This window comes from Brevirhabdus sp. (genome assembly GCF_052826345.1).
This window is the reverse complement of sequence record NZ_JBRBUA010000042.1, coordinates 1-21,889: the sequence shown is the minus strand read 5'-3', so window position 1 is coordinate 21,889 and position 21,889 is coordinate 1. Positions and strand designations below refer to the sequence as shown.

At 67.3% G+C, this 21,889-nt stretch carries 18 protein-coding genes and 2 pseudogenes; 17 read left to right on the top strand and 3 right to left on the bottom strand.

What is annotated here, in order from left to right; translation table 11 throughout:
• Positions 1-132 precede the first annotated feature (132 nt).
• The 3 genes from ACU0BR_RS05560 (at position 133) to ACU0BR_RS05550 (ending at position 3,286) form a co-directional block, all read left to right on the top strand.
• Positions 133-1,149 carry a TRAP transporter substrate-binding protein gene (locus tag ACU0BR_RS05560; protein WP_446155853.1) on the top strand — a complete coding sequence of 339 codons (1,017 nt, stop codon included), beginning with the start codon at positions 133-135 and terminating at the stop codon, positions 1,147-1,149.
• Positions 1,150-1,224: 75 nt separating this feature from the next.
• A complete protein-coding gene (locus ACU0BR_RS05555; protein ID WP_446155852.1) occupies positions 1,225-1,905 on the top strand; it encodes a TRAP transporter small permease in 681 nt (226 codons plus the stop codon).
• Positions 1,906-1,909: 4 nt separating this feature from the next.
• Complete coding sequence (locus ACU0BR_RS05550; RefSeq protein WP_446155851.1) at positions 1,910-3,286, top strand: TRAP transporter large permease; 1,377 nt, start codon at positions 1,910-1,912, stop codon at positions 3,284-3,286.
• 130 nt (positions 3,287-3,416) lie between these two features.
• Here the strand turns inward: ACU0BR_RS05550 and ACU0BR_RS05545 are convergent, their stop codons facing one another.
• Entirely contained in the window at positions 3,417-4,094 is a 678-nt protein-coding gene (locus ACU0BR_RS05545) for an invasion associated locus B family protein (protein ID WP_446155850.1), read from the bottom strand.
• Positions 4,095-4,522: 428 nt separating this feature from the next.
• Here ACU0BR_RS05545 and ACU0BR_RS05540 point away from each other — a divergent pair, with 428 nt between their 5' ends.
• Positions 4,523-6,076 carry a helicase HerA-like domain-containing protein gene (locus ACU0BR_RS05540; protein WP_446155849.1) on the top strand — a complete coding sequence of 518 codons (1,554 nt, stop codon included), beginning with the start codon at positions 4,523-4,525 and terminating at the stop codon, positions 6,074-6,076.
• A gap of 23 nt (positions 6,077-6,099) precedes the next feature.
• On the opposite strand, the gene glmS is transcribed toward ACU0BR_RS05540, so the two are convergent.
• Positions 6,100-7,923: a glutamine--fructose-6-phosphate transaminase (isomerizing) gene (gene glmS / locus ACU0BR_RS05535; protein WP_446155848.1), complete on the bottom strand. Its 1,824-nt coding sequence runs from the start codon at positions 7,921-7,923 to the stop codon at positions 6,100-6,102.
• Positions 7,923-9,287, bottom strand: coding sequence for a bifunctional UDP-N-acetylglucosamine diphosphorylase/glucosamine-1-phosphate N-acetyltransferase GlmU (gene glmU / locus ACU0BR_RS05530; RefSeq protein ID WP_446155847.1), 1,365 nt, complete (start codon positions 9,285-9,287; stop codon positions 7,923-7,925). Before glmU ends, glmS begins: the two co-directional genes overlap by 1 nt.
• Before the next feature lie 139 nt (positions 9,288-9,426).
• Here glmU and ACU0BR_RS05525 point away from each other — a divergent pair, with 139 nt between their 5' ends.
• The 13 genes and pseudogenes from ACU0BR_RS05525 to ACU0BR_RS05465 all read left to right on the top strand — a co-directional run.
• Positions 9,427-10,104 (top strand): HAD-IA family hydrolase, encoded by a 678-nt coding sequence (locus ACU0BR_RS05525; protein ID WP_446155846.1) that lies wholly within the window; start codon positions 9,427-9,429, stop codon positions 10,102-10,104.
• Positions 10,105-10,208: 104 nt separating this feature from the next.
• Positions 10,209-11,456, top strand: coding sequence for a DegT/DnrJ/EryC1/StrS family aminotransferase (locus ACU0BR_RS05520; protein ID WP_446155845.1), 1,248 nt, complete (start codon positions 10,209-10,211; stop codon positions 11,454-11,456).
• A gap of 27 nt (positions 11,457-11,483) precedes the next feature.
• Complete coding sequence (locus ACU0BR_RS05515; RefSeq protein ID WP_446155844.1) at positions 11,484-12,647, top strand: isovaleryl-CoA dehydrogenase; 1,164 nt, start codon at positions 11,484-11,486, stop codon at positions 12,645-12,647.
• Positions 12,648-12,705: 58 nt separating this feature from the next.
• Positions 12,706-13,467 carry a flavodoxin family protein gene (locus ACU0BR_RS05510; RefSeq protein WP_446155843.1) on the top strand — a complete coding sequence of 254 codons (762 nt, stop codon included), beginning with the start codon at positions 12,706-12,708 and terminating at the stop codon, positions 13,465-13,467.
• Positions 13,464-14,405, top strand: a complete 942-nt coding sequence (locus tag ACU0BR_RS05505; RefSeq protein ID WP_446155842.1) for an EcsC family protein — start codon at positions 13,464-13,466, stop codon at positions 14,403-14,405. The genes ACU0BR_RS05510 and ACU0BR_RS05505 overlap by 4 nt, the downstream gene beginning before the upstream one ends.
• Positions 14,402-14,938 (top strand): lysozyme inhibitor LprI family protein, encoded by a 537-nt coding sequence (locus tag ACU0BR_RS05500; protein WP_446155841.1) that lies wholly within the window; start codon positions 14,402-14,404, stop codon positions 14,936-14,938. The genes ACU0BR_RS05505 and ACU0BR_RS05500 overlap by 4 nt, the downstream gene beginning before the upstream one ends.
• A gap of 22 nt (positions 14,939-14,960) precedes the next feature.
• Positions 14,961-16,577, top strand: coding sequence for a carboxyl transferase domain-containing protein (locus tag ACU0BR_RS05495; RefSeq protein ID WP_446155840.1), 1,617 nt, complete (start codon positions 14,961-14,963; stop codon positions 16,575-16,577).
• Positions 16,578-16,659: 82 nt separating this feature from the next.
• Positions 16,660-18,672: pseudogene (locus ACU0BR_RS05490) on the top strand (acetyl/propionyl/methylcrotonyl-CoA carboxylase subunit alpha).
• A complete protein-coding gene (locus ACU0BR_RS05485) occupies positions 18,669-19,337 on the top strand; it encodes a glutathione S-transferase family protein (protein WP_446155839.1) in 669 nt (222 codons plus the stop codon). The pseudogene ACU0BR_RS05490 and the gene ACU0BR_RS05485 overlap by 4 nt, the downstream one beginning before the upstream one ends.
• Positions 19,330-20,193 (top strand): hydroxymethylglutaryl-CoA lyase, encoded by an 864-nt coding sequence (locus tag ACU0BR_RS05480; RefSeq protein WP_446155838.1) that lies wholly within the window; start codon positions 19,330-19,332, stop codon positions 20,191-20,193. The genes ACU0BR_RS05485 and ACU0BR_RS05480 overlap by 8 nt, the downstream gene beginning before the upstream one ends.
• Before the next feature lie 121 nt (positions 20,194-20,314).
• Positions 20,315-21,106, top strand: a complete 792-nt coding sequence (locus ACU0BR_RS05475; RefSeq protein WP_446155837.1) for a crotonase/enoyl-CoA hydratase family protein — start codon at positions 20,315-20,317, stop codon at positions 21,104-21,106.
• A gap of 195 nt (positions 21,107-21,301) precedes the next feature.
• Positions 21,302-21,667, top strand: a complete 366-nt coding sequence (locus tag ACU0BR_RS05470) for an NADH-quinone oxidoreductase subunit A (RefSeq protein ID WP_446155836.1) — start codon at positions 21,302-21,304, stop codon at positions 21,665-21,667.
• Positions 21,658-21,889, top strand: a pseudogene (locus ACU0BR_RS05465) (NADH-quinone oxidoreductase subunit B); the annotation flags it as partial. The gene ACU0BR_RS05470 and the pseudogene ACU0BR_RS05465, both read left to right, overlap by 10 nt.

The following is a 21,889-nucleotide window of genomic DNA, read 5'->3' as shown; positions in this document are numbered from 1 at the left end:
TACAATGAGGTAAAACCTATGGCGCAGCCATACGCCGAAAATCGCTTGCGACACGACCCGCCAGCTTTCACGCTGCTTGCGTCCGGTCCCGCGCTCGGGGATCGCTCCAATCGTGTCATCTGGGAGGAACACATGAAATTCACCACACTCGCCGCTGTCGCGGCGCTCAGCGTTTCCGCCTCGTCCGCTTTTGCCGAAAGCCATATGGCCGCCGGTTGCGACGATGGCGAAATGGTCATCAAGTTCAGCCACGTCACCAATTCCGACAAGCACCCCAAGGGGATCGCCGCATCGCTGTTGCAAGAGCGCGTCAACAAGGAGATGAACGGCAAGGTCTGCATGGAGGTCTTCCCGAACTCCACGCTTTATAACGACGACCAGGTGCTCGAGGCGATGCTGCAGGGCGACGTGCAGATGGCCGCGCCCTCGCTGTCCAAGTTCGAGACCTTCACCAAGAAGTTCCGCATCTTCGATTTGCCGTTCATGTTCAAGAACATCGACGCGGTGGACAAGTTCCAGAACTCCGACACCGGGCAGGCGATGAAGGAATCCATGTCGCGCCGCGGTCTGTTGGGGCTGGAATTCTGGCACAACGGGATGAAACAGTTCTCGGCCAACAAACCGCTGCTGGAGCCCGGTGACGCCAAGGGCCTGAAATTCCGCGTCCAGCCCTCCGACGTGCTGGTCGCCCAGATGGAAGCGCTTGGCGCCAGCCCGCAGCCGATGGCCTTTTCCGAGGTCTACGGCGCGCTTCAGACCGGCGTTGTCGACGGTCAGGAAAACACCTGGTCCAACATCTACGGCCAGAAGTTCTTCGAGGTTCAGGACGGCATCACCGAAACCAACCACGGCATCATCGACTATCTGGTCGTGACCAGCCAGGATTGGTGGGACAGCCTGGAACCCGACGTCCGCGATCAGCTGTCGCAGATCCTCAGCGAAGTCACCACGGCGCGCAACGGCGAAAGCTTCAACGTCAACGAAGAGGCGAAGCAGTCGATCATCGACGCGGGCGGTGTCGTGCGCGAGCTGAGCGCACAGCAGCGTCAGGACTGGGTCGACGCGATGAAGCCGGTCTGGTCGCAGTTCGAGGCCGACGTGGGCGCCGATAACATCGCCGCCGCGCAGAAAATCAACGAATCCATGTAAGCCCTGGGTCTGCACTGATTTTCGGAATGGCCCGGGACATCCCCGGGCCATTTTTCCAAATGGGGACGCCTTGCCATGCAGCAGAAATACATACCCCGCAGCGGTTTCGCCCGCGCGGTCGACACTGTCGAAAGATCGGTGATCGCACTTATCCTGGGGCTGATGACGCTGATCACCTTCGTCAACGTCGTGCTGCGCTACGGGTTCAACACCTCGTTGATCTGGGGGCTGGAGGTGGTGCTGATCCTCTTTGCCTGGCTGGTGCTGTTCGGCATCAGCTACGCGTTCAAGATCACCGCGCATCTGGGGGTCGACGCGCTGATCTCGGTGTTCCCGTCGCGCGGCAAGCGCGTCATGGGGCTGATCTCGGCCGCGCTCTGCCTGCTTTACGCGGTTTTCCTGCTCAAGGGCGCCTGGGATTACTGGGCCCCCTTCGCGGCGCTCGATCAGACCTCGGGGCGGTGGTTCCCGACCGGCTTCAGCGCCACGCGCGACCGGGCGTTCTACGTCACCGATCAGGTGCCCATGCCAGGGATATTTCGCTGGCTCGAAGGGCTGATCAACCAGGGCGAGGCCTATGAGAAACTGCCCCGCGTGATCCCCTATACCATTCTGCCCATCGGCGTGCTGCTGATGCTGTTTCGCATCGCGCAGGTCACGCTGCGCATCATCCGGGGCGAACAGGACAGCCTGATCGTCTCTCACGAAGCGGAGGAGGCCGTCGAAGAGGCCGCCGCCCGCAACGCAGAGGTCTGAGCCGATGGACGTCATCATCCTTTTCACGATGGTCGTGGGCCTGCTGCTGATCGGCGTGCCGATCGCGATTTCGCTGGGCCTGTCGTCGATCCTGTTCCTGCTGGTCTATTCCGACACCTCGCTCGCCTCGATCGCGCAGTCGCTCTATCAGTCGATGGCCGGTCACTACACCTTGCTGGCGATCCCCTTCTTCGTGCTGGCCTCGTCGTTCATGTCGACCGGCGGCGTCGCGCGGCGGATCATCCGGTTTTCCATCGCCATCGTCGGGCATTTTCCGGGCGGGCTGGCCATCGCGGGCGTCTTTGCCTGCATGATGTTCGCGGCCCTGTCGGGATCGTCGCCCGCCACCGTGGTCGCCATCGGCTCGATCGTGATCGCGGGCATGCGCGAGGTCGGCTATTCCAAAGACTTCGCCGCGGGCGTGATCTGCAACGCGGGCACGCTGGGCATTCTGATCCCGCCCTCGATCGTCATGGTGGTCTACGCCTCGGCCACCGATGTGTCGGTGGGCCGCATGTTCCTGGCGGGCGTGATCCCGGGCTTGCTGGCGGGCTTCATGCTGATGGCCACGATCTACGGCATCGCGGTGGTGCGCAAGCTGCCCAAGGGCGAATGGCAGGGCTGGGGCGAGGTCTGGGCCTCGGGCCGGGATGCGGGCTGGGGACTGTTCCTGATCGTCATCATCCTGGGCGGCATCTACGGCGGGATCTTCACCCCGACCGAGGCCGCCGCCGTCGCCGCCGTCTACGCCTTTTTCATCGCCAGCTTCGTCTACCGCGACATGGGGCCGCTCGCGACACGCGGCGAGGGCGCCAATATCCCGATCTGGCGCGCGCCCTGGGCGCTGGTCACCGCCTTCTTTCACCGCGACACCCGCGACACGCTCTTCGAGGCGGGCAAGCTGACCATCACGCTGATGTTCATCATCGCCAACGCGCTGATCCTGAAACAGGTTCTGACCAATGCGCAGATCCCGCAGGAAATAGCGGGCGCGATGCTTCAGGCCGGGTTCGGGGCGGTGATGTTCCTGGTGATCGTCAACGTGATCCTGCTGATCGGCGGGCAGTTCATGGAACCTTCGGGGTTGATCGTCATCGTGGCGCCGCTGGTGTTCCCGATCGCGATCCAGCTGGGGATCGATCCGATCCACCTGGGCATCATCATGGTGGTGAACATGGAAATCGGGATGATCACGCCGCCCGTGGGCCTGAACCTCTTCGTGACCTCGGGGGTCGCGGGCATGCCGATGATGCGCGTCGTGCGCGCGGCGCTGCCCTTCCTGGGGGTGCTCTTCATCTTCCTGATCATGGTGACCTACATCCCTGCATTGTCGACATTCCTGCCGACGATGATGATGGGACCGGAAATCATCACGCGCTGATCGCTTTTTCATTGTCGCAAAAATATCCCCGCCGGAGGCATCCTCCGGCGGGGTTTTCGTATCACGGCTCAAGTGCTCGGGCGCTCAGGGACCCAAGGGACAGGGGGTCAGGGCGTGATCCCGCGTCCGCTTACTTTTTCGCGGCGTCGTAGCCGGCGGTGAAGCCCTTGAGCGACAGCGTCAGCTCGACCTTCTGGTCCGGCGCGGCGACCGGCACGATCGTCACCGTCGCCTCCTTGCCCTTGCGGAACGCGGCCAGATCGGCGTTGGTCAGACCGATACGAGCGAAACAGCCGACCGCGCTGCACCAGGAAAAGGGATAGCGCTTGGCCGCGCCGCTGTCGACGCGCAGGCCGACCTGCTGGGTCAGCAGCGTCTCGAGCGGGGTGATGATGGTTGCGCCTGCCACCGCCTGACCGCCATCGGGCAGCGCGAAGATACTGACTTCGGAAACCGCGTTGCCGTCCTTGTCGCGCAGCAGCTGGTAGATCTGGCACTGGTCCTTGCCTTCCTTGGCGCGCACGCATTGCACGGTCCAGTCCTCGTGTGTTTCCTGAACGTAGGTCTCGCCGGGGGCGCCGGTGCCCTTGGACTCGTTGCCCATCGACAGCTCGCCCGGCAGATTTTGCCCGCTGACCCGACGCTTGGGCTTGTTGGCATCCGGGGTTGCGGCGGGCGTCTGGGCCGTGCCGCTTGCGTCCGCGGCCGCTGCATCGCCTGTCGCGGGCGTTGTGTCGGTCTGGGCGAACAGCGCAGAGGGTGCCGCCAGGACACCGATCAACGCCAGAGTTCTCAGGGCAGTTTGCATGTTAAATCCGTTTTGTTCGTTTCCTAGGCGGCTTTGCATCTACCACGTGGCGGCAAGGCTGTCAGGACGAAATCGGCGGATGGGCAGGTTCATGCGACCCAAATGAAAAAAGGGCCATGAGGCCCTTTTTTCGTGTTATGTAGTCTCCCCGTCGGACTGGCCGACCTTTTTGTGATCCAGACGCTACGTTCTTGCCGCGGTCGGGTCAACAGGGAAAATGACATTGTGTCGCAGCATCTTGTAACGGGCCTCTCATGCGCCTCCACCCGGCGACCGGGTGCATGAAAAAAGACCGTGCCACAAGGGCACGGCCAGTCTAACAGGGAGGAAGTCTGCCGCGACACCTAGAGGATCAGCCGCGACAGACCCAGCATGTCGGAAAAAGGTTAATCCGGTGTGAGCGGGCGCGAAAAAGAAACGGAGGGCGCATGGGCGACAGCATCTTCATCGGTGGCGGCGGCGAGGACTACGCCGCGCCGCAGGAACTGGCGCTGAAATACGCCAACCGGCACGGGCTGATCGCGGGCGCCACCGGCACCGGCAAGACCGTCACGCTGCAAATCTTGGCCGAGGGTTTTTCGCGCGCGGGCGTTCCGGTGTTCCTGTCCGACGTCAAGGGCGATCTGTCGGGGCTGGCCCAGGCGGGCCGCGCCGATTTCAAGCTGCATGACGCCTTTCTGGACCGGGCGCGCAGGATCGGCATCGCCGAGGCCTACCGCTATGAGGCCTTCCCCGTCACCTTCTGGGATCTGCACGGCGAAAAGGGCCATCCCGTCCGCACCACCCTGGCCGAGATGGGGCCGCTGCTGCTGGCGCGTCTGCTGGATCTGAGCGAGGCGCAGGAGGGGATCCTCAACATCGCCTTCCGCCTGTCCGACGAAGAGGGGATGGCGCTGCTCGACCTGAAGGATCTGCAGGCGCTGCTGGTCTGGATCGGTCAGAATGGCAAGGAATTGTCGCTGCGCTACGGCAATATCTCCACCCGGTCGGTGGGGGCCATTCAAAGCCGTCTGCTGATGCTGGAAAACCAGGGCGGGTTGCAGTTCTTCGGCGAACCCGCGCTCGCGCTGTCGGACATGATGCGTCTGGCGCCCGACGGGCGCGGGCAGGTCAACATCCTGGCCGCCGACCGGCTGATGCAGGCGCCGCGTCTTTACGCGACCTTTCTGCTCTGGCTGCTGAGCGAGCTGTTCGAGCAGCTGCCAGAGGTCGGCGACCCCGACAAGCCCAGGCTGGTGTTTTTCTTCGACGAGGCGCATCTGCTGTTCGACGACGCTCCCAAGGCGCTGATCGACAAGGTCGAACAGGTGGCGCGGCTGATCCGGTCCAAGGGGGTCGGCGTCTATTTCGTGACCCAAAATCCGGGCGATGTGCCCGACGACGTGCTGGGCCAGCTTGGCAACCGGGTGCAACATGCGCTCAGGGCGTTCACGGCGCGCGATCAGCGGCAGCTGCGGCAGGCGGCGGAAACCTATCGCGCGAACCCCGATTTTTCGACGGAAAAGGCCATTCAGCAGGTCGGCGTGGGCGAGGCAGTGACCTCTTTGCTGATGGAAAAGGGCGCGCCGGGCGTGGTGCAGCGCACCCTGATCCGCCCGCCGTCGTCACGGCTGGGCCCGATCGAGGAGGATGCGCGCCGCGCGCTGATCGCGGCCTCGCCGCTGGCGGCGCGCTATGCCACCGCCATCGACCGCGAAAGCGCCTATGAGACGCTTGCAAAACGCGCGGAGGATGCCGCCGAGGCCGCCCGCAAGGCCGAGGACCGCGAAGAGGCCGCCACATCCGCGGCCGAACGGGAATACAAGACCGGGCGGCGCTATCAGGGCAGCCGCGTGGGCCGGTCCAGCGCCAGAACCACCCGCGCACGGCGCAGCGACAGCATCGGCGAGGCCTTTGCCAAATCGGTCGCGCGCTCGCTGGGCACGCGGACGGGTTCTGCCATCGTGCGCGGTGTGCTGGGCGGGCTGTTCCGGGGCCGCTGAGGGCTCCGGCCCAAGGGGGCGATCTATTCCACCGTCACCGATTTCGCCAGGTTGCGCGGCTGATCGACATCCGTGCCCTTGGCCACGGCGGTGTGATAGGCCAACAGCTGCGCGGGCAGGGCATAGAGGATCGGCGCGAAGGTGGGATCCACCGTCGGCATCACCAGCGTTTCCCACACCCCGTCCGAGGCCGCCTGCGCCCCGGCCGCATCGGTGATCAGCAGCACGCGTCCGCCGCGGGCCATGACCTCCTGCATGTTGGACACGGTCTTGTCGAACAGCCCGTCGCGCGGCGCCAGCACCACGATGGGCGTCTTGTCGTCGACCAGCGCGATCGGCCCGTGCTTGAGCTCTCCCGATGCGTAACCTTCGGCGTGGATGTAGCTGATTTCCTTGAGTTTCAGCGCGCCTTCAAGTGCCAGCGGGAACATCGCGCCGCGCCCCAGGAACAGCACGTCCGACGCTTCGGCCAATTGCCCGGCGACGCGCTGGATGGCGGGGGCCGTGGCCAGCGCGTGGTTCATCAGCCCCGGCATCGCCCGCAGCGCCCCGACCAGCCGGTCGCGCCCGGCCGCATCCAGCCGCCCGCGCGCCGTGGCCGCATGCAGCGCCAGCGTGGCCAGCACCGCCAGCTGGTTGGTGAACGCCTTGGTCGAGGCGACGCCCACCTCGACCCCCGCATAGATCGGCAGCACCACATCGGATTCGCGCGCGATCGAGCTTTCGGGCACATTGACCACCGCCACGATCCGGTCCGCCTTGCCCTTGCAATAGCGCAGCGCGGCCAGCGTGTCGGCGGTTTCGCCAGACTGGCTGACGAAGAGCGCGACCGTGCCCTTGCTGAGCGGCGGCTCGCGGTAGCGGAATTCCGACGCCACATCGACCTCTACCGGGATGCCCGCCAGCTGTTCGAACCAGTACTTCGCGATATAGCAGGCATAGCTGGCGGTGCCGCAGGCGACCATCACCATGCGCTCGACCCCGGTGAAGTCCAGTTCCAGATCGCCAAAGCCCTGCGCCACGTCGCCGTGCGGCAGGTAGCGTTCCAGCACCTCGGCGATCACGGTGGGCTGTTCGGCGATTTCCTTGGCCATGAAATGCTTGTGCCCGGCCTTGTCCAGCCGCAGCGATTCCTGGTGGATCTCGCGCATGGTGCGCTGCACCGGGGTGCCGTCCGCGTCAAAGATGCGACAGCTGTTGCGGGTGATTTCCACCCGGTCGCCTTCTTCGAGATAGGTGATGCGGTCGGTCATCGGCGACAGGGCGATGGCGTCCGATCCCACGTACATCTCGCCGTCGCCATGCCCGATGGCCAGCGGGCTGCCCTTGCGGGCGGCGATCATCAGATCGTCCTCGCCGTCGAACAGGAAACACAGCGCAAAGGCGCCTTCCAGCTTGGCGATGGTGGCGATCGCGGCCTCTCGGGCGGACAGCCCGCCCGCCATCAGATGTTCGGCCAGCAGGACGATGGTTTCGGTGTCGGTGTCGGTGGTATGGCCGATCTGCTTTTCCGACAGCTCCTGGCGCAATTCGCGGAAATTCTCGATGATGCCGTTGTGCACGACGGCCACCCGGCCCGCGCGGTGGGGATGCGCGTTTTCCACCGAGGGCGCGCCATGCGTGGCCCAGCGGGTGTGGCCGATGCCCGATTTGCCCGCCAGCGGATCGTGCACCAGCAGGTCCGATAGGTTGATCAGCTTGCCCACCGCGCGGCGGCGTTCCAGCTTGCCGTCGTTGACGGTGGCGATGCCCGCGCTGTCATAGCCGCGATATTCCAGCCGCTTCAGCGCCTCGACCAGAAGGGGGGCAACCTCGTGTTTGCCCAATACGCCGACGATACCGCACATCAGTCTGTTTCCTGCATTTTTGCCTTGCGGGCCTTGGCCGCCTTCAGCTTTTCCATGAGCCGCACCGCGAGGCCCGGCTTGTTGACCTGTTGGCCGCGCGCCAGCGCCAGCGCGCCGTCGGGCACGTCGGTGGTGATGACCGACCCCGATCCGGTCATCGCCCGCGCGCCCACGCGCACCGGCGCCACCAGCGCGGTGTTCGACCCGATGAAGGCGTCTTCGCCGATCTCGGTCACATGTTTGAACACACCGTCGTAGTTGCAGGTGATGGTGCCCGCGCCGATGTTGGCCCGGTCGCCGACCTGCGCGTCGCCCACATAGGACAGATGGTTGATCTTGGCGCCTTCGCCCAGGGTGGCGTTCTTCATCTCGACGAAATTGCCGACCTTGCTGTCGTTGGCAAGCTCTGCGCCCGGGCGCAGGCGCGCGTAAGGCCCCACCACCGCGCCGCGGCCGACGTGGCACCCCTCAAGATGGCTGAACGCGCGGATCCGCGCATCGGTTTCCACCGTGACGCCGGGGCCGAAGACGACGTGCGGCTCGATCAGCGCGTCGCGCCCGACATGGGTGTCATGGGCGAAATAGACCGTGTCGGGGGCGGTGATCGTCACGCCGTCCTCAAGGGCGGCGGCACGGGCGCGGGCCTGAAAGGCGGCCTCGGCGGCGGCCAGATCGGCGCGGGTGTTGACGCCCATCGTCTCCGCCTCGGGGCAGGTGACGGTGGTGCAGGCAAGCCCGTCGGCGCGGGCCAGGCCCACGATATCGGTCAGATAGTATTCGCCCGAGGCGTTGTCGTTGCCGACCCGGCCGATCAGGCGGAATAGATCCTGCGCATCGGCGCAGATGACGCCGCTGTTGCACAGGGTGATGGCGCGTTCGGTTTCCGTCGCGTCCTTGAATTCGACGATACGCTCCAGCCCGCTGTCGGACGTTACCAGCCGCCCGTAGCGGCCGGGATCGGCGGCGTGAAAGCCCAGCACCACCACCGCGTTGCCCTCGGCGCGGGCGCGCGCCATCGCGTCGAGCGTTTCGGGCCGGATGAAGGGCGTGTCGCCGTAAAGCACGAAGACGTCGCCCGAAAACCCTTCCAGCGCGCCGCGCGCCTGGGCCACGGCATGGGCGGTGCCGTTCTGCTCTTGCTGGATCACCACGACGGCCTCCGGGTCGTGGTCTTGCGCCACGGCGCGCACCTGCTCGGCGCCGTGGCCTGCGACTATGACGGTACGCTCGGGGTTCAGCGCACGGCCAGCGGTCAGGGCATGGATCATCAGCGGCGCATGGGCCACCCGGTGCAGCACCTTGGGTAAATCGGACTGCATCCTGCTGCCTTGTCCGGCAGCCAATAGAATAAAGGCGTTGGGCATTGAAAATTCCTTGCTTGCGCTTCTGTTGTATCTGGCCGTCCTGTGACTGCAAGCCCCAAGCCTTCACTTGTCTTTACCGTTCGTTACGTGGCATCGGGCGGGTGCGGCATTGCCGCCGCGACCAGAAGGGGACAGCGCCATGACGACGCGCACGGTGATATTCGATCTGGACGGCACGCTGGCCGATACCAGCGGCGATCTGATCGCGGCCGCGAACCATTGTTTCCGCGGCCTGGGGCACGGCGATCTGCTGGACATGCGCGCCGACCGGAGCACCGCCTTTCACGGCGGGCGGGCGATGCTGCGGCTGGGCGGCGAGCGCTTGCAGATGCAGCAGATCGCCCTGGCCGACATGATCGAGGCGCAATACCCCGTCTTGCTTGAGGCATACGGCAACAATATCGACACGCACACCACGCTTTATCCGGGGCTGGAGGCCGCGCTCGAGCGGCTGGCCGAGGACGGGTTCGTCCTGGGCGTGTGCACCAACAAGCCCTTTGCCCTGGCGGAGGTGCTGATGGACCGGCTGAACCTGCGGCGTCACTTCGCCTCGATGATCGGGGCGGATACGCTGCCGGTGCGCAAGCCCGATCCCGCGCCGCTGATCGCGGCGGTGGAACAGGCGGGCGGCACGCTGGACCGTGCGATCCTCGTGGGCGACACGCAGACCGACCGGCTGACCGGGCGGGCGGCGGGGGTGCCCGTGGTGCTGGTGACCTTCGGCCCCGACGGCTTGAAGGTGCGCGATCTGCAACCCGAGGCCACGCTCGACCACTATGACGATCTGCACCGCGTCGTGCAGGATCTGCTGGGGTGAGCCGGGCCGTGCGGCGGTCGGCGTAAACGACGGCTTCCGCCGGATCGGCCGGCGCGCTAGGCTCCGGCCCAGGGCATTGGACCCGGGAAATGCCGGAGGGACGTATGGCAGAGGTTTTTCAGGGCAGTTTCACCCAGCAGGAACCGATCCCCGAAGAGGCGATCGAAGCGGCCGTGCGCGTGATGCGCCACGGGCGGTTGCACCGCTATAACACCCGCCCCGACGAGACCGCCGAGACCGCCTTGCTGGAAACCGAATTCGCCGCGCAGACGGGCGCGCCCTATGCGCTGGCGGTGGCGTCCGGGGGCTATGCGCTGGGATGCGCGCTGCGGGCGCTGGGGGTGGGGCCGGGCGACAGCGTGCTGACCAACGGGTTCACGCTGGCGCCGGTGCCGGGCGCGATCGCGGCGCTGGGGGCGCGGCCGGTCTTCGTGGAAACCACCGAGCATCTGGTGATCGACCTGCAGGATCTGCGGCGCAAGATCGAAAGCAGCGGCGCGCGGGTCCTGCTGCTCAGCCACATGCGCGGGCATCTGTGCGACATGGACGCGCTGATCGCCCTGTGCGACGCGGCCCGGGTGCGCGTGGTGGAGGATTGCGCCCATACGATGGGCGCCACCTGGCGCGGAACGCCGTCCGGGCGGCACGGCGCCTTCGGCTGCTATTCCACGCAGACCTATAAACACGTGAATTCGGGCGAGGGCGGGCTGCTGATCGGCAGCGATCCGCAGCTGATGGCGCGTGCGGTGCTGCTGTCGGGATCCTACATGCTTTACGAGCGCCATCTGGCTGCCCCGCCGCCCGGGGCGTTCGAGGATCTGCGCCTTCAGGTGCCCAACGTGTCGGGCCGGATGGACAATCTGCGCGCCGCCATCCTGCGCCCGCAGCTGCGCGCGCTGCCGCAGAACATCGCCCGCTGGAACCTGTTGCACGACATCGTCCAGTCCGCGCTGGCGCAGGTGGAGGGGCTGGCCCTGATCCACCCGCTCGAGGGCGCCGAGCCGGTGCGCTCGTCCTTTCAATTCCGCCTGCCGGACCATGCGCCCGCGCAGATCCGCGATCTGCTTGGCCGCTGCGCCGCGCGCGGGGTCGAGCTGAAATGGTTCGGCGAGGACCGGCCCACGGGCTTCACCAGCCGCCACGACAGCTGGCGCTATGCCGCGCCGCAGGCGTTGCCTCGGACGGATCGCATCCTGGCGGGTCTGATCGACATGCGGCTGCCGCTCAGCTTTACCGGCGACGATGCAGCGCTGATTGCCCGCATCATAGCGCAGGAGGTCCGGCGCGTCCGCCAGGTGCCGGGCACGCGGGGGCCGCGGGCTGGACAGGAAAGGCGCGAAGGATATAACTGAACGTGCGTTCAATTAACGGGGTGGGAAATGTTCAACGCGTCGATGCGCTTCGATCTGGGCGAGGAGGTCAACGCCCTGCGCGACATGGTGCACCGCTGGGCGCAGGAGCGGTTGAAACCGATGGCGGGGGACATCGACGCCGCCAACGATTTTCCGGCCGAGCTGTGGCGCGAGATGGGAGAGCTTGGCCTGCTGGGCATCACCGTGGAGGAGGAATTCGGCGGCGCGGGCATGGGCTATCTGGCCCATGTCGTCGCGGTGGAGGAGATCGCCCGCGCCTCGGCCTCGGTCGCGCTCAGCTACGGGGCGCATTCCAACCTCTGCGTCAACCAGATCCGCCTGAACGGCACGGCGGAGCAGAAGGCGAAGTACCTGCCGCCGCTGACCTCCGGCGCGCAGGTCGGCGCGCTGGCCATGTCGGAGGCCGGGGCGGGCTCCGACGTGGTGTCGATGAAGCTGCGCGCGGAAAAGCGCAATGACCGCTACGTGCTGAACGGCACCAAGTACTGGATCACCAACGGCCCCGATGCGCAGACGCTGGTGGTCTACGCCAGGACCGATGCGGACGCGGGCAGCAAGGGCATCACCGCCTTCCTGATCGAAAAGTCGATGGCGGGCTTTTCCACCTCCGCACATTTCGACAAGCTCGGGATGCGCGGGTCCAACACGGCAGAGCTTGTCTTCGAGGATGTCGAGGTGCCGTTCGACAACATCCTGGGCGAGGAAGGCGGCGGCGTGGCCGTGCTGATGCGCGGGCTGGATTACGAACGCGTGGTTCTGTCGGGGATCGGCACCGGCATCATGGCCGCCTGCCTGGACGAGGTGATGCCCTACGTGGCCGAGCGCCGGCAGTTCGGGCAGCCTGTCGGGTCCTTCCAGCTGATGCAGGGCAAGATCGCCGACATGTATACCGCGATGAACAGCGCACGCGCCTATGTCTACGAGGTCGCGCGCGCCTGCGACCGGGGGCGGGTCACGCGCCAGGACGCCGCCGCCTGCGTGCTTTACGCCAGCGAAGAGGCGATGAAGGTCGCGCATCAGGCGGTGCAGGCAATGGGCGGCGCGGGGTTCATGAACGACACGCCCGTGGCCCGCATCTTCCGCGATGCCAAGCTCATGGAAATCGGCGCGGGAACTTCGGAGATCAGGCGCATGTTGATCGGGAGGGAGCTGATGGCCGCTCAGCGATAGGCTCTGGGCGATGGATCGGCGCGTCCCTTGGTACATGCGATAGCAGGAAGGATACTTCATGAGCCTGAGCAAACGTCAACAGAACCTTTGCGCGCAGAACACCGATGATTTCAGCGGACTGAACGCCGTCATCTTCAACTGCACCCTCAAGCGGCAGGAAGCCGAATCGCATACCAAGCTGCTGCTGAACGTGGTGGCCGAGATCATGGAGAAGAACGCCATCGGGGTGGAGCATCTGCACCTCGCCTCGCGCGAGGTGCCGCCGGGGATCTATCCCGACATGACCGAACACGGCTACGACCGCGACGACTGGCCCGCGATCTGGGAAAAGGTCAAGGCGGCGGATATCGTCGTCGTCGGCACGCCGATCTGGCTGGGCGAGGAAAGCGCGATCTGCCGGACGCTGATCAACCGGCTCTACGGCATGAGCGGCGAGCTCAACGAACGCGGGCAGTCGATCTTCTACAACAAGGTCGGCGGCACCGTCGTCACCGGCAACGAGGACGGCATCAAGCATGTCGCCATGTCGGTGGGCTATGCGCTGAACCATCTGGGGCTGACCATCCCGCCGCAGGCCGATTGCGGCTGGATCGGCGAGGCGGGGCCGGGGCCGTCCTACGGGGATGAAATGGACGATGGCAGCCGCGCGGGGGTCGAGAATGAATTCACCCAGCGCAACACCACCATCATGACGTGGAACCTGATGCACATGGCGCGGATGCTGCGCGCGGCGGGGGGCATTTCCAGCCACGGCAACGACCGCAAGGCATGGGATGCGGGCTGCCGCTTCGATTATGAAAACCCGGAGCACCGTTCATGAACGACGATCTGCCCGCCCGCAAGCCGCAGGGCGACGCCTTGATGAGCGCGGTGTCCCGCGCGCTCGAGGCGCAGCGCGATTTCGAACAGCATCGCCCGACCCGCATGGGGCGCGGTGTGGAAAGCATGGCCGCGCCGATCGGGGCGGCGGTCAAGGGCGTGGTCCCGCCCGCGATGATGCGCGCCGCGCTGCGCGGGGCGGATACGGCCGCGGGCCTGACGCTGCGCCGTGAAATCGCGGGCCATGATCTTGGGGATATCGACGCCTGCGACGCGGCCGCGCTGAGCGTGCAGAAGTGGGCGATGGGCACCAACGCCGCCAGCGGCGGGCTGGCGGGCTGGTTCGGCGGGCTGGGCCTGACGCTGGATATACCGGCGACGCTGACCATGGCGGCGCGCAATGTGCGCGCGACCGGCATCGCCTACGGGTTCGACGGCGACGATGAGCGCGAGCGCGCGTTTCGCCTGATGATCCTGGAACTGGCCGCGGTGCGCGGGCTCGAGGCGCGGTCCGACGCGCTGGGCCGGGTCAATGCGCTGGCGCGGCGGTTGAGCGATCCGGTCGCGCGCGCCGCCGTCGCGCAGGCGGGCGACTGGGTGCTCGAGACGTTGATCGAGCGCGTGGGCAGGCAACTGGGCATCAGCCTGCTGCGCCGTAAGGCCGCCCAGATCGTGCCCATCGCGGGCGGCGTCGTCGCGGCCGGGATCAATGCGAGTTTTCAGACCGACGTGAGCCGGGCCGCGCGCTATGCCTATCGCCAGAGGTGGCTGATGGGGCGCAAGCTGCTGCCAGCGCCCCAGAACGCGCCCGAAGCGAACATGTCCGAAGCGAACGCGCCCGAAGCGGCGCCCACGACCGAGCCCGCGCCGGAAACCGTGCTCAAGCCCGAGGCCGACGCGCGGTCGCAGCAAGACCGCGACCCGGGCGGGCGCAGGTGAGCGGCGCGCGGCGGATGCCGGGGGCCGGTGCGGCGCGCCTCCTGCTGGTCGTCGCGGCCATCGGGAATGCGCCCGCAGCGGCCCGGGATCTGGTCTACAGCGACGATGCCACGCGCCAATGCCTCGATCGGGCCGCGCAGGAGAGCCGCGCCGACCCGGGCCGCTGCATCGGCCGCTCGGCCGATCTGTGCATGTCCCGGACCGAGGGCGGCGAGAGCAGCTATGGCATGAGCGGCTGTCTGGACCGGGAGCTGGGCTTTTGGGACGCGCGCCTGAACCGGACCTACGGCAAGCTGCGCGCACGCGACGGTCACACCGACCGGGAGAATGCGCGGCTGGCGCCTCAGGCCCCGCCGCTGGAGCAGAACCTCAGGGCCATGCAGCGCGCCTGGATCGCCTATCGCGATGCCGTCTGCGACTATGAGCTGGCGACCTGGGGCGGCGGCACCGGGGGCGGGCCGGCGCATGTGTCCTGCATGATGACAATGACGGCGAAACAGGCGCTGTATCTCGAAAGGTGGCTCGGCGAATAGGCGCGCCGGGCGGGAAGGACGCATGACACGACTGAAATCCGCACTTGCCCCGGGATCGGAGCAATTCGCCGAAAATCGAAAGGCCCATCTGGCCCTGCTCGACACGGTCGCGCGCGCCGCGGATCTTGCCGCGGCGGGCGGCGGCGAGAAGGCCCGCGCCCGGCATCTGGAGCGCGGCAAGATGCTGCCGCGCGACCGGGTGGCCGGGCTGCTCGACCCCGGCAGCCCGTTCCTGGAGGTGGGCGCCACCGCGGCGCATGGGCTCTATGACGGCGCGGCGCCCGGTGCGGGGCTGATCGCGGGGGTGGGTCGGGTCGAGGGGCGCGACGTGATGGTGCTGTGCAACGACGCCACGGTGAAGGGCGGCACCTACTACCCGATGAGCGTCAAGAAACACCTGCGCGCGCAGGAGATCGCCGCCGAATGCCGCCTGCCTTGCGTCTATCTGGTCGACTCGGGCGGCGCCAACCTGCCCAACCAGGACGAGGTCTTTCCCGACCGCGACCATTTCGGGCGCATCTTCTACAATCAGGCCCGGATGAGCGCGCAGGGCATCGCCCAGATCGCCGTGGTCATGGGCAGCTGCACCGCCGGCGGCGCCTATGTGCCCGCGATGTCGGATGTGACCATCATCGTGCGCGAACAGGGCACCATCTTTCTGGCAGGCCCGCCGCTGGTCAAGGCCGCGACCGGCGAGGTCGTCTCGGCCGAGGATCTGGGCGGCGGCGAGGTGCACACGCGGCTGTCGGGTGTGGCCGATTACCTGGCCGAGGACGATGCCCATGCGCTGGCGCTGGCGCGCCGGGCGGTGGGCGCGCTTAACCTGCCTCCTGATCTTTGGACGCGGCACGTCACGCTGGCCCGGCCCGAGCCGCCCGCCCATGACCCTGAGGAACTGCTGGGCGTGGTGCCTGCGGACCTGCGCACGCCCTACGACATCCGCGAGGTGATCGCGCGGCTGGTCGACGGCTCGCGCTTCGACGAGTTCAAGCCGCGCTTCGGCGAGACGCTGGTGACGGGCTTCGCCCATGTCGAGGGCATCCCGCTGGGGATCGTGGCAAACAACGGCGTGCTGTTTTCCGAGGCCGCGCAGAAGGGGGCGCATTTCATCGAGCTCTGCTCGCAACGGCGCGTGCCCCTGCTGTTTCTGCAGAACATCACCGGTTTCATGGTGGGGCGAAGGTACGAGAACGAGGGCATCGCCCGGCATGGCGCCAAGATGGTCACCGCCGTCGCCACCACCGCCGTGCCCAAGATCACGATGATCGTCGGCGGCAGCTTCGGCGCGGGCAACTACGGCATGGCCGGGCGCGCCTACCAGCCGCGGTTCCTGTGGACCTGGCCCAACAGCCGGATCTCGGTCATGGGGGGGGAGCAGGCGGCGGGGGTGCTGGCCTCCGTGCGCCGCGACGCGATCGAACGCGGCGGCGGCGAGTGGCTGGAGGAGGAGGAGGCCGCCTTCAAGCGCCCCACGATCGAGATGTTCGAACGCCAGAGCCATCCGCTCTACGCGTCGGCGCGGCTGTGGGACGACGGCATCATCGACCCGCGCAAGAGCCGCGATGTGCTGGCGCTGAGCCTGCGCGCGGCGCTGAATGCCCCGGTGGAGGAGACGCGTTTCGGCGTGTTTCGGATATGAGCGGGGCGATTCCCCTTGGGTGACCTCCGGCGGGGATATTTTCGCCATTTGGAAGCGGCGGGCTACAGGGAGGCAGGGCCGGATGTTTGACAGGATTCTGATCGCCAACCGGGGCGAGATCGCCTGCCGGATCATCGCGACGGCGCAGCGGCTGGGCGTGGAATGCGTGGCGGTCCATTCGGATGTCGACGCGAATGCGCGCCATGTGCTGCTGGCCGATCATGCCATCGCGATCGGCGGATCGCGTCCGCACGACAGCTATCTGCGCGGCGCGGCGATCATCGCGGCGGCGCAGGCGGCGGGCGCGCAGGCGATCCATCCGGGGTATGGGTTTCTGTCCGAAAACCCCGATTTCGTGCAGGCGGTGGATGAGGCGGGACTGATCTTCATCGGGCCCTCGGCCGACGCGATCCGCGCCATGGGTCTCAAGGACGCCGCCAAGAAGCTGATGGAGGCGGCGGGCGTGCCGGTGGTGCCGGGCTATCACGGCCATGACCAGGCGGACGAACGGTTGCGCCAGGAGGCGGCGATGATCGGCTATCCGGTGCTGGTCAAGGCCGTGGCGGGCGGCGGCGGCAAGGGAATGCGTCTGGTCGAGGCGGAAGCGGAGTTCGACGCGGCGCTGACATCCGCGCGGGGCGAGGCGGCGACGGCCTTCGGCAACGATGCGGTGTTGATCGAGAAATACGTGACCGCGCCGCGCCACATCGAGGTGCAGGTCTTCGGCGACGGCGCCGATGCCGTGCATCTGTTCGAGCGCGACTGATCGCTGCAACGCCGCCACCAGAAGGTGATCGAGGAAGCCCCCGCGCCCGGCATGACCGAAGCGATGCGCGCGGCGATGGGCGAGGCGGCGGTGCGCGCGGCGCGCGCCATCGGCTATAGCGGGGCGGGCACGGTGGAATTAATCGTCGACGGCTCGGACGGGCTGCGCGCCGACCGGTTCTGGTTCATGGAGATGAACACCAGGTTGCAGGTCGAGCATCCGGTGACCGAGGCGATCACCGGCGTCGATCTGGTCGAGTGGCAACTGCGCGTGGCAGCCGGGGAGCCTTTGCCCGCCCGCCAGGAAGATCTGTCGATCGACGGCCATGCGTTCGAGGCGCGGCTTTACGCCGAGGATGTGCAGGCGGGGTTTTTGCCCGCGACGGGGCGTCTGGCCCATCTGCGCTTTGCCACCGGGTGCCGCGTCGACAGCGGCGTTGTGGCGGGCGACCGGATCAGCCCGTTCTACGATCCGATGATCGCCAAGATCGTCGCCCATGGCCCGGATCGGGCCGCCGCGCGGCTGGCGTTGGAACGGGCGCTGGGCGACACACAGGTTGCGGGTGTGACGACCAACCTGTCGTTTTTGCGCAAGTTGCTGGTGCAGCCGGATTTCGCGGCCGGACGGGTCGATACCGGCCTGATCGCGCGGCACCTGGAGACGCTCGCCGCCGTGGCGCCGCCCCCCGGCGCCGCCATCGCCCTGGCTGCGTTCGAGGCGGCGACGGGGGCGGCCGGGCCGACGGGGCTGCGGGACGCAGGCGGGCCGCGCGGGGACGCGCGCGAGGGTTTCGCGCTTTGGGCGCCCTTGCGCTGGCGGGTGGTGCTGGAATGGGAGGGCGCGCGCCATGAGGTGTTCTTGCGGATCATGCCCGCCGGCGTCGCCGCGCAATGGGACGGCGCGCCCGAGGTCGTGCTGGAGCGGCGCGGGGCGGGCTGGATCTGCGACGGGCGCAGGCTGCGGATGCAGGTGCATCGCGCCCGCGACGAAGAAGCGGCCGTGGACCGGACCCGGATCGTGATCTTCGGGCAGGCGGCCTGGGTCTTTCACCACGTCGATCCGCTGGATCGCACGGCGCGGGCGGGGCGCGGCGGCAATCTGGTGGAGACGCCGATGCCCGGAACGGTCAAGTCGATCGCGGTCGCCGAGGGCGCGCGCGTCGCGGCGGGCGACCCGCTGGCTGTGCTGGAGGCGATGAAGATGGAACACACGCTGCGCGCGCCGCGCGACGGATGCGTGGCCGAGTTGCTTGCAGCCGCGGGCGATCAGGTGGAAGCTGGCGCAGCACTCATCCGGCTGGCGGATGAAGAGGAGGACGCGCCTGAATGATCCGGCTGCATCACTGCCACGAAACCCGTTCCATGCGCTCGCTCTGGCTGCTCAATGAGCTGGACCTGGAGTTCGAGTTGCAAATCCATCCCTTCGACAAATCGCTGCGCTCGCCCGAATACCTGTCGCTGAACCCCGCGGGCCGCGTGCCCGCGCTGGAGATCGAGGGCGACGTGGTGTTCGAATCGGGCGCCATCACCGAGCTTTTGTGCGAACGCCATTCGCCGGATCGGCTGGGGCGCAATCCCCAGGACCCGGACCGGCCGGATTGGCTGACCTGGGTGCATTTCGCCGAGACCGTCAGCCAGCACAGTGCCGCGCTGACCCAGCAGCATATCGCGCTATACGACGATGCGATGCGCAGCCCCATCGTGATGAAGCTGGAGGCCGCGCGGCTGGGCAAATGTTTCGAGGCGATCGAGGGGCGGCTGTCGACGCCGGTGGAAAACCGCGACTACCTGCTGACCAGCGGCTTTTCGGCCGCCGACATCAGCGTCGGGCAGGCCGTCTACATGGCGCGCCATTTCGTGCGGCTGGAGGCGTTCCCGGAATTGGCGAAATGGTACGACCGGATCACCGAGCGCCCCTCCTTCGCCGCTAGCCTGCCGCCCGAGGGGGCGGAGCTGCTCTACAAACGCGACTTTTATGAGGTTTGGAATGGCTGACTATGTCGAGATCTTCGAGGTGGGCCCGCGCGACGGTCTGCAAAACGAGCGCGCGACGATCGCCACCGCCGACAAGATCGCGCTGATCGACGTGTTGAGCGGGGCGGGCTTCCGCCGGATCGAGGTCGGCAGTTTCGTCAGCCCCAGGTGGATTCCTCAGATGGCCGATACCGATGCCGTGCTGGCGGGTCTCCGACGGGAGCCGGGCGTGGGCTATGCGGCGCTGACGCCCAACATGAAGGGCTACCGGCGGGCGCTGGATGCCGGGGTGGATGAAATCGCGGTCTTCGCCTCGGCGTCGGAGGGGTTCAGCAAGGCCAATCTGAACTGCTCGGTCGTGGAGAGCCTGGAGCGGTTCGCGCCGGTGCTCGAGGCGGCGCGGCACATCGACCTGCCGGTGCGGGGGTATGTGTCCTGCGTGACGGATTGTCCCTTCGAGGGGGCGGTGTCGGCGGGTCAGGCGGCCCAGGTGGTGGAGGCGCTGTTCACGATGGGCTGCTACGAGGTGTCGCTGGGCGACACGCTGGGCCGCGCGACGCCCGAGGCGGTCGACGCGCTGCTGCGCGCGGTGTTGCAGGATGTGCCGCCGCATCGGCTTTCGGGCCATTTTCACGACACGGCCGGGCGCGCGCTGGAAAATGTCGAGGTCGCGCTGGGCCGCGGGCTGCGCGTGTTCGACGCCGCGACGGGCGGTCTGGGCGGCTGTCCCTATGCGCCGGGGGCGGAGGGCAACCTCGCCACCGAGAAGCTGGCCGACCGGCTGGCGGCGCTGGGCTATGAAACCCGCCTGGACCCGGCGCGCCTCGCAGAGGCGGCGCGGATGGCACAGGCGATGCGCAGCCCTTCGGCGGCCTGAGCTTGAGCCTGAACCTGAGGCCGCGATTGCGGTGGGGATCGGCGGATGCGCGGTACCGGGTGTGCGGTGCCGGGCCGCCGCGTCGGGTTTGGATATTTGCAACCAGAAGAAGGGGCGGGCCGTGGCGGAGTATCAGACCATCACGCTGGATGTGGACGCGCGCGGGGTCGCGCGGCTGACGCTGAACCTGCCGGAGCGGCGCAACGCGCTGTCGGCGCGGATGCTGGCCGAACTGGTCGCTGCGGCGCGCTGGCTGGACGACGAAGCGGCGGTGCGCGTCGTCGTGCTGACGGGGGCGGGCGGCAGTTTCTGCGCGGGCGGCGATCTGGCCTGGATGCGCGCGCAGATCGAGGCCGATGCGCGGACCCGCGCTTCGGGCGCGCGGGCGCTGGCCGAAATGCTCGATGCGCTCAACCGGCTGTCGAAGCCGCTGATCGGGCGCATTCAGGGGCAGGCCTTCGGCGGGGGGATCGGGTTGATGTCGGTCTGCGACGTGGCCATCGGGGTGGAGACCGCCCGCTTCGGGCTGACGGAAACGCGGCTGGGCCTGATCCCGGCCACCATCGGTCCCTATGTCGCCGCCCGGATGGGCGAGGCCAAGGCACGGCGCGTGTTCATGTCGGGCCGCCTTTTCGACGCGGCCGAGGCCTGCGCGCTGGATCTGCTGGCGCGCCGGGTGCCTGCCGCTGCGCTTGACGCCGCGGTGGAGGAGGAGATCCTCCCCTACCTCGCGACCGCGCCGGGGGCGGTGGCCGCGGCCAAGCGGTTGCTGCGCGCGCTGGGGCCGCGGATCGACCGCGAGGTCATCGAGATGTCGGTGGCCGCGCTGGTGGCGCAATGGGAGGGCGACGAGGCGGCCGAGGGAATCGCCGCCTTCTTCGACAAGCGCGCGCCGCGCTGGGCGGCCGGTTGAGGCGCATAGACCCGGCCGCACGGCTTTCGCGAACGGTACGCGTGGCGCCGTCGGCTTAAATTTTTCTTAACTCGATCCACATCGCGTGTGCGCAGGCATGCCGGGTTCGGTTGACCCCGCCGGGGGGCGGGGATAAACCCGTGGCAACCTGTCAACCGGATGTGTCGTTGTCGGCGCATTGGAAGGAGCCAGCCTGTGGACGTTCTTCTGAGGGAATACCTGCCGATCCTGATCTTCATGGCCCTGGCCTTGGGTCTGGGGGTGGTGCTGATCGCCGCCGCGGCGGTGGTGGCGGTACGCAACCCCGATCCCGAGAAGGTCAGCGCCTATGAGTGCGGATTCAACGCCTTCGATGATGCGCGGATGAAATTCGACGTACGCTTCTATCTCGTTTCGATCCTGTTCATTATCTTCGATCTCGAGGTCGCGTTCCTGTTTCCCTGGGCCGTCGCGTTTCGCGACGTGGGCGATCTGGGGTTCTGGTCGATGATGGTCTTTCTGGCGGTCCTGACCATCGGCTTTGCCTATGAGTGGAAGAAGGGAGCGATGGAATGGGAGTGAGCACGGGCATCGCCACCGGCGCCAACACCGCCGGTCCCGATCGCGAGGTCACCACGCAGGCGCTGAATCGTGACCTGCAGGACAAGGGGTTTTTGCTGACCTCCACCGAGGATGTCATCAACTGGGCGCGCACCGGCAGCCTGCACTGGATGACCTTCGGGCTGGCCTGCTGCGCGGTCGAGATGATGCACACCTCGATGCCGCGCTATGACGCCGAACGCT

What these genes read in the sequence shown, in the direction of transcription:
- ACU0BR_RS05560 (WP_446155853.1), top strand. Translation starts at nt 133, where the DNA reads ATGAAATTCACCACACTCGCCGCTGTCGCGGCGCTCAGCGTTTCCGCC.
- ACU0BR_RS05555 (WP_446155852.1), top strand. Translation starts at nt 1,225, where the DNA reads ATGCAGCAGAAATACATACCCCGCAGCGGTTTCGCCCGCGCGGTCGAC.
- ACU0BR_RS05550 (WP_446155851.1), top strand. Translation starts at nt 1,910, where the DNA reads ATGGACGTCATCATCCTTTTCACGATGGTCGTGGGCCTGCTGCTGATC.
- ACU0BR_RS05545 (WP_446155850.1), bottom strand. Translation starts at nt 4,094, where the DNA reads ATGCAAACTGCCCTGAGAACTCTGGCGTTGATCGGTGTCCTGGCGGCA.
- ACU0BR_RS05540 (WP_446155849.1), top strand. Translation starts at nt 4,523, where the DNA reads ATGGGCGACAGCATCTTCATCGGTGGCGGCGGCGAGGACTACGCCGCG.
- glmS (WP_446155848.1), bottom strand. Translation starts at nt 7,923, where the DNA reads ATGTGCGGTATCGTCGGCGTATTGGGCAAACACGAGGTTGCCCCCCTT.
- glmU (WP_446155847.1), bottom strand. Translation starts at nt 9,287, where the DNA reads ATGCCCAACGCCTTTATTCTATTGGCTGCCGGACAAGGCAGCAGGATG.
- ACU0BR_RS05525 (WP_446155846.1), top strand. Translation starts at nt 9,427, where the DNA reads ATGACGACGCGCACGGTGATATTCGATCTGGACGGCACGCTGGCCGAT.
- ACU0BR_RS05520 (WP_446155845.1), top strand. Translation starts at nt 10,209, where the DNA reads ATGGCAGAGGTTTTTCAGGGCAGTTTCACCCAGCAGGAACCGATCCCC.
- ACU0BR_RS05515 (WP_446155844.1), top strand. Translation starts at nt 11,484, where the DNA reads ATGTTCAACGCGTCGATGCGCTTCGATCTGGGCGAGGAGGTCAACGCC.
- ACU0BR_RS05510 (WP_446155843.1), top strand. Translation starts at nt 12,706, where the DNA reads ATGAGCCTGAGCAAACGTCAACAGAACCTTTGCGCGCAGAACACCGAT.
- ACU0BR_RS05505 (WP_446155842.1), top strand. Translation starts at nt 13,464, where the DNA reads ATGAACGACGATCTGCCCGCCCGCAAGCCGCAGGGCGACGCCTTGATG.
- ACU0BR_RS05495 (WP_446155840.1), top strand. Translation starts at nt 14,961, where the DNA reads ATGACACGACTGAAATCCGCACTTGCCCCGGGATCGGAGCAATTCGCC.
- ACU0BR_RS05485 (WP_446155839.1), top strand. Translation starts at nt 18,669, where the DNA reads ATGATCCGGCTGCATCACTGCCACGAAACCCGTTCCATGCGCTCGCTC.
- ACU0BR_RS05480 (WP_446155838.1), top strand. Translation starts at nt 19,330, where the DNA reads ATGGCTGACTATGTCGAGATCTTCGAGGTGGGCCCGCGCGACGGTCTG.